Annotated in this window: 11 protein-coding genes; 3 read left to right on the forward strand and 8 right to left on the reverse strand. The window is 34.8% G+C overall.

Features of this window, described 5'->3' with window-relative positions; all coding sequences use genetic code 11:
- Positions 1–152: 152 nt before the first annotated feature.
- A complete protein-coding gene (locus tag AC3OCB_RS01335) occupies positions 153–755 on the forward strand; it encodes a sulfite oxidase-like oxidoreductase (protein ID WP_498340380.1) in 603 nt (200 codons plus the stop codon).
- A gap of 213 nt (positions 756–968) precedes the next feature.
- On the opposite strand, the gene AC3OCB_RS01340 is transcribed toward AC3OCB_RS01335, so the two are convergent.
- From AC3OCB_RS01340 to AC3OCB_RS01350, 3 genes are all read right to left on the reverse strand, one after another.
- Positions 969–2135: a restriction endonuclease gene (locus tag AC3OCB_RS01340; protein ID WP_498340381.1), complete on the reverse strand. Its 1167-nt coding sequence runs from the start codon at positions 2133–2135 to the stop codon at positions 969–971.
- A 526-nt stretch (positions 2136–2661) separates the two neighbouring features.
- Positions 2662–4308, reverse strand: coding sequence for a thermosome subunit alpha (gene thsA / locus AC3OCB_RS01345; protein WP_498340382.1), 1647 nt, complete (start codon positions 4306–4308; stop codon positions 2662–2664).
- 105 nt (positions 4309–4413) lie between these two features.
- The gene (locus AC3OCB_RS01350; RefSeq protein ID WP_498340383.1) at positions 4414–4728 is read right to left on the reverse strand and encodes a hypothetical protein; all 315 of its coding nucleotides are present in this window, start codon (positions 4726–4728) and stop codon (positions 4414–4416) included.
- Positions 4729–4983: 255 nt separating this feature from the next.
- On the opposite strand from AC3OCB_RS01350, the gene AC3OCB_RS01355 reads away from it, so the two are divergent.
- Together AC3OCB_RS01355 and AC3OCB_RS01360 are read left to right on the forward strand one after the other, a co-directional pair.
- The gene (locus AC3OCB_RS01355) at positions 4984–5379 is read left to right on the forward strand and encodes a hypothetical protein (RefSeq protein ID WP_498340384.1); all 396 of its coding nucleotides are present in this window, start codon (positions 4984–4986) and stop codon (positions 5377–5379) included.
- 41 nt (positions 5380–5420) lie between these two features.
- Positions 5421–6140, forward strand: coding sequence for a CoA-transferase subunit beta (locus AC3OCB_RS01360; RefSeq protein ID WP_498340385.1), 720 nt, complete (start codon positions 5421–5423; stop codon positions 6138–6140).
- On the opposite strand, the gene AC3OCB_RS01365 is transcribed toward AC3OCB_RS01360, so the two are convergent.
- The 5 genes from AC3OCB_RS01365 to AC3OCB_RS01385 all read right to left on the reverse strand — a co-directional run.
- Entirely contained in the window at positions 6135–6890 is a 756-nt protein-coding gene (locus AC3OCB_RS01365; RefSeq protein WP_498340386.1) for a CoA transferase subunit A, read from the reverse strand. The genes AC3OCB_RS01360 and AC3OCB_RS01365 overlap by 6 nt on opposite strands.
- A gap of 23 nt (positions 6891–6913) precedes the next feature.
- Positions 6914–7522, reverse strand: coding sequence for a methyltransferase domain-containing protein (locus tag AC3OCB_RS01370; protein ID WP_498340387.1), 609 nt, complete (start codon positions 7520–7522; stop codon positions 6914–6916).
- A 48-nt stretch (positions 7523–7570) separates the two neighbouring features.
- Positions 7571–7954: a CBS domain-containing protein gene (locus AC3OCB_RS01375; protein ID WP_498340389.1), complete on the reverse strand. Its 384-nt coding sequence runs from the start codon at positions 7952–7954 to the stop codon at positions 7571–7573.
- A 10-nt stretch (positions 7955–7964) separates the two neighbouring features.
- Positions 7965–8636 (reverse strand): DsbA family oxidoreductase, encoded by a 672-nt coding sequence (locus AC3OCB_RS01380; RefSeq protein ID WP_498340390.1) that lies wholly within the window; start codon positions 8634–8636, stop codon positions 7965–7967.
- Positions 8637–8679: 43 nt separating this feature from the next.
- The coding region (locus AC3OCB_RS01385; protein ID WP_498340391.1) for a VWA domain-containing protein at positions 8680–9519 on the reverse strand (840 nt) is incomplete at its 5' end.

Consider the following 9519-nt stretch of genomic DNA (forward strand, 5'->3'; position numbering starts at 1 on the left):
AAGAGAGTAGAAGAAAACTTTAGATGGAGTTCCACTGCAAAATATTTGTTAAGCTGTTACAACAAAGCTTATACGATGGCTAAGTATAGGGCAGTGGCTTCGTTCTAATTTTTCTAATGCTTTTTTAAATACTGTTAATGATAAGAAGACATATGCAAAAAGAGTCTCCTCCTAATCAACATTATGTTAAGAAATTTATTTACTATGCAGCATTAGGTGTGCCTAATGTTGATATTCAAAAATACAAGCTAAAAGTAAGCGGTCTTGTTGAAAACCAGTTAGAGTTTACTTATGAGAAGTTACTCGACATGATAGACGCTAGGTATACAAAGGACTTTCATTGTGTAACTGGATGGAGCGTAGCAGATGTAGCCTGGGAAGGGGTTAAGATTTCAACTTTAGCTAAAATGGCAAAAGTAAAAGATGAAGCAAAATGGGTTATATTTTACTCACTAGACGGATATACTTCCACAGTCCCCGTGGAAGATGCGTTAAGTGAGGATTCAATTATAGCATTAAAGATGAACGGAAAGCCTTTGGATATAAAAGCCGGTTTTCCTGCTAGACCTTTTATGCCTCACTTATATGGTTGGAAAAGTGCAAAATGGCTAACCGAAATAGAGTTTGTAAAAGAGTACGTAGACGGTTATTGGGAAGAGAGAGGATATAATGAAAGAGGAAATGTATGGGAAGAAGAGAGGTTTAAAGGACAAGGGTATTCTCACAGAGAGTGGAAAAGAAATCCTAATTTATGACTTTCGCTTGAATAAGAAGTAGAAATCTAAATTGATAGTAAGACAATCTTAGTGTAGTACTTCTTCTTCATTTCCTTTTCTTTACTATGCTAATTTCTCTGCCTTTATTGTAGTGGCTTAGATATTGAGTTAGAAAGTGTCTTTTAACTTATTTAAGTCGTCGCTTACTTTCCTTAACTTTTCAACTACTTTTATTATTGTTTCTGCTTATTGTTAAAGTCTTTTGGGACTCATTGAGGAGAATATTGCATACATAATCCTATATATTCTCTTATATGCTTCTAATATTTCATTTATATTATCTTTATTAACCTTAAATCCAATTTGAATTGGTATAAACTCATTTGATATAGTAGCTTTACGGGCTTGTTCACTAAATTGTGAAGCAACTATGAACTTTATACTTGGAGCTTCCACCAACTGATCTACTCTACCAATCTCTTGTTCGACTATGGACGAGTCGACATTTCCATCATAGTTTTTGCATGATACATACACTTTGAATTTAATATTCAAAACATTTTTCTGTGCCCATACATCAACTTCTTTTTTACCTCCATAATTAGTATCAATATATTCATCAACCTTTGTCTCAAACCCTAAATCTTGAAGTACTGCTGCTGCAACTGCCTCAAGAACGTCTCTAGCTCGAGACTGAAAACTTCTAATGTTCATAAGAATATCCTTATCAGATAAGGGAACTGAATTTATATGAGCAGATAAAGGGGCTGAAGGGGATGTAGATGAGATTACTGTAGGAGTTTGAGGTGACGATGGATCTTTTATAATGGGGGGAGATGATACATTAACGTTTAAGGACTTAATGTCTCTCATATCTTCCCAGTTAATTCTTGGAGATTCTCCTAATTCGATTTCTTTTGCTGGTTCTTCTCTTATTTCAATGTTTGTTGAATCTGTTACATAAACGTAACCAGAGGGCTGTGTTTCAACTACAACTAAGTCTAATGAACCACCGATAGTTGGTATCGGTATAGTTTCCCCTTTCGTTAACGGTTTATTCATTAGCAACTCATATTTTACATACTCAGGGAAGGAGGAAATGTAGAATACTGATTGCTCTACTGGTGCCAATACGACTTTTGCTGCAGGTCTAACATTGGCTTTCCTAACTTTTACCTTATCACCAATATCAGCCCCAATAAATTTTCTAATATTATTATCGATTCCTATCTCGTCATCAGAATTATGTTCTATAGACTTTACTTGTACTGGTACAGAACCTTTAGGTCCTGTTATTTCAATATAACTCTCTGTCTCTATACCAAGTTTTTTCATGGTATAATCAGATAATCTTGCAATCTTCTTACCAACATCTCTGTACCTTACTTCACTAACTCTTAACGTAATCTCTTGGCTCATTATTTCAATCTATGCAATCTTTTAAATAAGCCTAACTCTTACATAAATTATTGAATAACAACAAATATCTCAGCTATTTTCTTTAGTTTGTTTACTTTTATATTATCAACAATTGACTTTAATAAAGTCTTTTCATTCCAGTAACTAAGTACATCTCTAATAACTCACCAAATACTTGGGTCTAGATATTTGATCTTCGAAGACTGAGCACCTCTATGGTCTTCTTGACTCTTTGTACATTTAGAAATCCAAACTTCCATGAAATCTTCAAAGGAGCTAAATCTCCTTAATTATTGACGACATTTCCCGATCTAGATCTTCTCTTAACTACCTCTTTGTTAAGCTAGACATAGAGTTAGCGCATTTTCAATTTAATCAACATATGTAAGTGCATTACTGTTTAGTTAAATTAGCTGTAAGAGTGCAAAATGATTAAAATAAAAATAATATGAAAATACATAACAACCTTTCATGAGAAACAGAAGGACATTTTCATAATGAATTAAAAAGGAAAATTTTATAGCTTTTATCCCATCATACCGGGCATCATTCCGCCGCCCATTCCTTCCATTCCTCTTTGTCCTGCACCTTGTGGTGGAGCTTTTGCTGGGGCTGCCGCAATAAAGTCATCAATCTTTAGTATTGCAGTCGCTGCTTCAGTTGTACTCTTTATTACTTGTTCCTTAACGATTAGTGGATCCAACACGCCTATCTTAGCCATATCTTCCTCAATCTTTCCTTCTATTACGTTTATTCCTGCATTCTTTAACCCCTTATTGTGTAGGTTTCTTAATTGTACTAATGTATCTACACTATCTAATCCCGCTGTTTCAGCTAATGTTATTGCAAATTCTTCCAATGCATCTGCATAAGCCTCAACTGCTAATTGCTCTTTTCCACCTATTTTTCTAGCCTCTTCTCTAAGTTTAAACGCCATCTCCATCTCAAATGCTCCTCCTCCTGCAACTACATATGGGTACTCAAGGACGTTTTTAACAGTATTTAATGAATCTTGTAAGCTCCTCTCTAATTCATCCATGACTATGTCACTTGAACCTCTTACCAAAATTGTTACTGCGTCTCCTTGTTTTGCGCCTTCAAAGAACACAGCTTTAGAGTTACCAATTTTTCTCTCTTCAACAACTTCTGCATAGCCTAAATCTTCTGGTGAAATATCTTTTATTGTAGTTATTATTTTAGCTCCGACTGATTTGGCTAATTTCTCTAAATCACTTCTGCTTACGTTCTTAATTCCCATTACACCTTTCTTTGCCATAAAGTAAGTTGCTATGTCGTCCATTCCTTTCTGAGAAACTATAACATTAGCTCCGGCATTTACTAGGGCATCAACTAATGACTTTACATATCTTGTTTGCTCCTCTAACGCTTCTTTTATTTGATCCGGAGATGAAATACTCATTTTTGCGGAAATTTCAGGCTTCTCTACGTCTAACGCAAAGTCTATTATAGCTATTTTAGCTTTTTGAACTCTTCTCGGCATGTTTTCATGAGCTACTTCTTTATCTAATACAAATCCCTTAACTAATTGCGTTTCATCTATGCTTTCTCCTCTTTTCTTCACTATTTTAATATCTGAAAGATCAATGATATATTTTGAGTCTTGTTTCTTGGCTACTTGCAATACTGCATCAATTGAGATATCAATTATTTTATCTAACGTTGATTCACCAGAGAAGAATTTACTCGAAAGAGAGGTAAAAGTCACTTTTTTAAGATATTCCCTATCAGATGTGCTGATTTTAATTGCTACTTCTTTATCATTTGCAAGTATTATGTCTGATGCCCTCTTAAATCCGTCAATAATTGTCGTAGGATGAACCTTTTGATCTAAAAGTTTCTCAGCTTGTTCAAGTAAGAACCCAGTTAATACAACTGCTGAAGTTGTTCCATCGCCTACCTGTGTGTCTTGTGCCTTTGCTGCTTCAACGACTAACTTTGCGGCTGGATGTTGGACATCCATTTCTTTTACTATTGTAACACCGTCGTTCGTGACTGTTATATCATTTGTGCTACTGACCAGCATTTTATCTAATCCTTTTGGTCCAAGGCTGGACTTCAGCATTTCTGCCAATGTTCTTACTGCCATTATGTTAGATCTGATTACATCTTCTCCGCTTTCTTTTTGCGTACCTTGTTTATACAGACTGTACATGAATTTAAAAATAAACTTGGTGATATTTAAACGATGAGGAAACTCTGCGGGACTGAGAAATTGATGACGAACTAGGGACTGATTTTATAAAGAAAATGTCAAAATCTAATCAAATTCCGCTTGAATCTTTTTCTTTCCTTCTAAAAGTTTGAGAGGAAATGGTGGTTTATTTACTTCTTCTATATTAATTCCTTGTTTTCTTAATTCTGAAACAGCTTTTGTTAGATCGTCTTCATGAGTAGCGTACTTGATCTTGTCTTTTATAATATTTATATTTGAGTCATTACTTTTCAGTCTCTCTGCACTTATTGAAGTCCAAGAACCCCCATTCTTATAAATAAATACGACGTCTTGGAAATAACTTGGAACTACATGACTAACTCCAGAAAAATAATAGTCACCGTATTTGTAGATTTTCATATTAATAAGGTTTTTCCAGTGAAATAAAAGCTTTTAGAGCTAAATACGACGACAATTAAGGTTGTTCGTGAGTTTTAATTCTACTTATATAGCCACTCATTTTTTAGTGTGCTTAGCATATTACCAAATCGGCATAACGACTCTTGTTGGATAAACCAAACCGCTACCTTGACATAAAACATCACATTAATATGAAAAAATTCTATTCTCTTGATACTGAAATAAAGTTATATCCTAAAAAACAAACTTTGTTTTATGAGGAAAATATATTTTATAATTCCCATTTTTATATTAATTATAGGTCTTTTACAACTCTTCTTCTTTCATTCCCAAGGTTCTGGTAAAGTAACTCTAATATATGCAAAAATAGAGAAACCTGCACAGAAAATAAACCCACTAAACCTAAACGTAAGCAATGTTATTATTTTAGTCGTTAATAATACTGGCAAAGAAGCAGTAGCAATTTGCTACATTAAAGACTCTAATACCACAATACCTTTCAATGACATCTATGTCATTTTCAACAGAAAACCTTATGGTGATTCCATTCCGCCAAGGGTTAATAATCTGACAATTTTAGTTAATGCGAGTGTAGAAATTCCATTCTCCATCTATTTGTCCAATACACAGACTCTTAGTGTGAACTCCTAAGAAGATTAAATATAATTATGAAAACAACTAGTTACTCATATATGATAGTAGAGCATGTAGCTAAGGCAATTTCACTAACTCTTAATGACGGAGAAAAAGTTTACATAGGTTTAAATTCCATACCCGCAGTGCTAGGAGCTTTTCTAGCTAGAGATGTATATAAAAAGAAGATTAGAATTATAGGAGTAGCAGAAGCTGATAACCCTTCAAGTGTAATGATAACGCCTTCTACTGGCGATCCTTTCTACTCTGAATCTTCACCAGTTATGATAACTGCTGATTCATTCGATTTATTTCAGAAAGGTTTACTAGACGTAATGTTCTTAGGTCCGGTACAGATTGATGAAGAGACAAACGTAAATTTGTCTGTCATAGGTAATTATGAAAGACCAAAAGTTAGGCTAACTGGAGGAGCTGCTACTGCCTATTTAATGCCTTTAGCTAAGAAAGTAGTTTTGTGGAACTTGAAGCACTCTACAAAATCATTAGTAAAGAGAGTTGACTTTGTAACTGGAACTGCAAAAAACTCTACAAACGACGTGTATGTAATTACTAACCTTGGTGTTATGAGGTATGTCAGAGGCGAGAAGAAATGGAGTGTAGACTACATTTACCCTTGGAGTAACTGTAAAGAGATTAAAATGAACACGGGTTTTGACGTATATTGTGAAAAACCAGAGATAGTCACTGTAAATGAAAACGACATAGCTTTTATAAATAAGTTAGACCCTTACAACATAAGGTCGGCACTGGAATCATAAAGGTTGTAGTTCTTCTATTATCTTTTCCCAATCTATGTCATAAAGACCAAACATGCTTGTTGGTTCTGCTCCTTTAGGCAAATGAACAACTGCAGTTACATAGATCCCATTTATAGTAGGTCTTTTCCCGATGAAATATGAGCTAGGGACTATCTTTTCTGCTGTTATGATCACTTTCTTAGAAGCCTTTGCCTTATATTCATCCTCATATAAAGGACCTTGTATTTCTGCATTACCCTCTTCATCAGCTTTATGTACATGTATAATTGCTACATCTGGAGTTATAGCTTTCACAAGAAGGATCTCTTCTCCAGAAAATGGATCTTTAACTACTTTCCATGTACCCTGCTTCTCATGAAGATTCACTAAATCTGAGCCTAGAATACCTTTCACAGGCATAAAAGGAACTCCAAAGGCACCAGCCCTTATTCCAGCTATAAAAGCGCCACAAGTATCCTCTAGGTATTCAACTTCTCGTTGTTCAACTTTTCTCCTAAAGTTTGGCGGGATCCCAAACCACTCTAGGGTTACCATTGGCGCTCTTACTTTTTTAACAACTCCATGTTTAAGTAGGATCTCAAGACCAAAACCTGGTTCTCTATCAACAAATCCAAGATTTCTGATCCCAGAGTTCACCAATGCATAAATAAATTTCATAGGATTTCTATGAAAAGACATTCCACTGATTGTTATAGTATCGTTCTCTTTTATCAAGCTTAAGCTTTCTTCTAGGCTTACTAGTTTGCTCACAGATAGTTATAGTTCGTTGTGTTTTAATCTTTTTTTGTACCTTCAATTATCCAAAAACCGTTCAGTTCTTTAGCAAATAATGGTATAAACCTAATTGAAAAAGCCCTTATTGCCTCTGCTGGTTTTATCCCCTTGAATGCATTGAAAACCAGGTAAGCCTTACCACTCTTCTTAACAACTCTTGACGCTTCTTTTATAGTATCATAATCAAGAACTTCTGATATAACCACGCTATCAAAAGAAGAATCTCTAAAAGGTAATGGATAAACTGAATCGACAATTTCGTCAAGATAGAAGGAGGCTTGTGGATTACTAACTGTTACTGTAGTAGAAACTAATGGTGAACCAATTTGAAGACTTCTTCCTTTAACTTTTAAGTCAACTTTTTTCCTAGGCAAGAGAGTATAAAAAGAGTCTTTAACAACTAGAAAATCAGAGATGTTTTTAAGTATTAATGCTTCTCCGTCTAAGAGCTCATGAGAAAATATGATATCATGTCTATTTTGTATTATTTGAGAGACCTTGCCGTAGGAAAGATCAATTTCCTCTTTTTTTCCATCTTGATGATATATTGCTCTAAGGCTTTGTTTTAATGAGTTAGCCTCAAGAGGTAATAACTCTAAGTAGTCCACAAATAATAAAAATAGTGCCTTACATATATATTTATATATATAATATTTTTATGTAGATATATCGTGTAAAGCCTTTGATATGTCTGTTATGGAGAACATACCAACTATATATCCTTCTTTGTTCTTTACTGGAAGATGTCTTATCTTTTTCTTTGTCATCAAATCTATAGCAACAAATACATCAGTATCTTCATCAACTGTTATTAGATTCCCCATTGTAGATGCTAATCTGACTTCATCATTTGGACTCAAACCCATTGAAAAGGCTCTTACTGCATCTCTATCTGTAAATATTCCTTTTGGTTCTCCACCTTCACTTACAATAACTGATCCTACTCCTCTTTCTACCATTAACTTACATACTTCTTGAATGGATGTATTTGCTTCTACTTGAAATACTGGAGTTGCCATGTAGTTTTTTACAGTCTTCATATGTATAATATCATTCTCTTTCCCAAAAAGCTTTTAGTTTAACAGTTTTTGGTTCACCGTGCTCTAGCACATCTTCAATTGCTTGTTTTAAGAAGTCTTCCGATTGAACACCTCTTATAAGCCACGTATCATTAATTAAAATAGCTGGAACTCCCCTAATTCCCATTGCTTTAGCTTCCTCTTCATCTTCAATTACCGCAAGCTTTGCCTTCTTTGACTTAAAATCTTTCTTGAACTGCTCAACGTCAAGTCCAATTTCTTTGGCAATCTGTATTAGAACGTCGTCTTGTGTAATGTCCTCTCCTTCAAGGAAGAACTTCTCTTGTGCTCTATCAAAGAACTCCCAATGTCCCTCATCACCTCTCTGGAATTCCGCTGCCTTACATCCCATAAGTGGTGGTAGAGACCAGACATAACCAATTTTCCCTTTACCTATAACTTTTTCCGGTTCATAGTCTGGAATATATTTCTTTATTATTTGAAATTCATTTAGAAACACTTTTCTTGCATCCTCAACTGTCGGAGCTATTTCTTTCAGATCTTCCAAGGACGATATAATTGAGAACGCCTTATGTTTTACTACCACTTCTCCTTTGAACTCCTTTATAACATTCCTTAACCTTTTTGAAGTAACGAAACAGAAAGGACAGATAACATCATGAAAGAACGTTAGTCTGACCATACCAAAAAATCAAGAGCCGTGACTTTTAAACCTTTTCTCATACTTAACCTTTCCTCATTGTCCTTGTAATTTCTGACAGATCTGACTTTGAGTCGCCAGTAAGTTTCCTCGTTTCCTCAATTAAGTCCTCTCTTCTAGTTTGTTCAGCAGCCGCTATTAGCTCTTGTGCTATTTCGGTTGCTTCTTTACTGCCGCTTGCGATTGCATTGCTGTATTGCTTTAGTAAAGCAAAATACCTAACCTCTGCTATTATTCCTTGATTTATCCCTTGAATCACTTGCGTTTCATTACCTCTTTGAAGAATAACTTGTTCTTGAATAGGAACGTTCATTTTTCTCACCGGGTCAAAATAACTACCAGAGAAGACCAATTGAACTGGTTGACTACCTGGAGGAATCGTTCCTATTGCGTATATGGAAATGGTTCTGTCCACAACTGGAATGTTAACAGGGACTTCGTAATTAATTGACTCAAACCCTTGTGGTAAATTCAAAACAAAATTATAAGCTGCAATGTCACTTACTTTCTGTTGTACAAATACTGAAGGTAATTGTGTAGGATCTTCTATATGATAATATACACCAGAACCTTTATCTGATATTCTCTTTAAAATAAGCTCATTATAATCTCTTCCGATTCCGATTGAAATTATCTGAACATTTGGAGGAACTTGAAGTTTTTCATAATCCTTAACGTTTCTCTTATCCGTAGGTTTACCATCAGAGAGTATAATGAGTCTTACAGGGAGTTGACTATAAGCTAGTTGCTGAAGGATCTTACTTAATGCTTTATGTAGATTTGTAGTATAACCTCTTTTTACGTTCTGAAGAGTCACTGGATTACCAGAAGGTCCCTCATAAACTTTCTCAATATCATTTGAAAA

Source organism: Sulfurisphaera sp., from assembly GCF_059755235.1.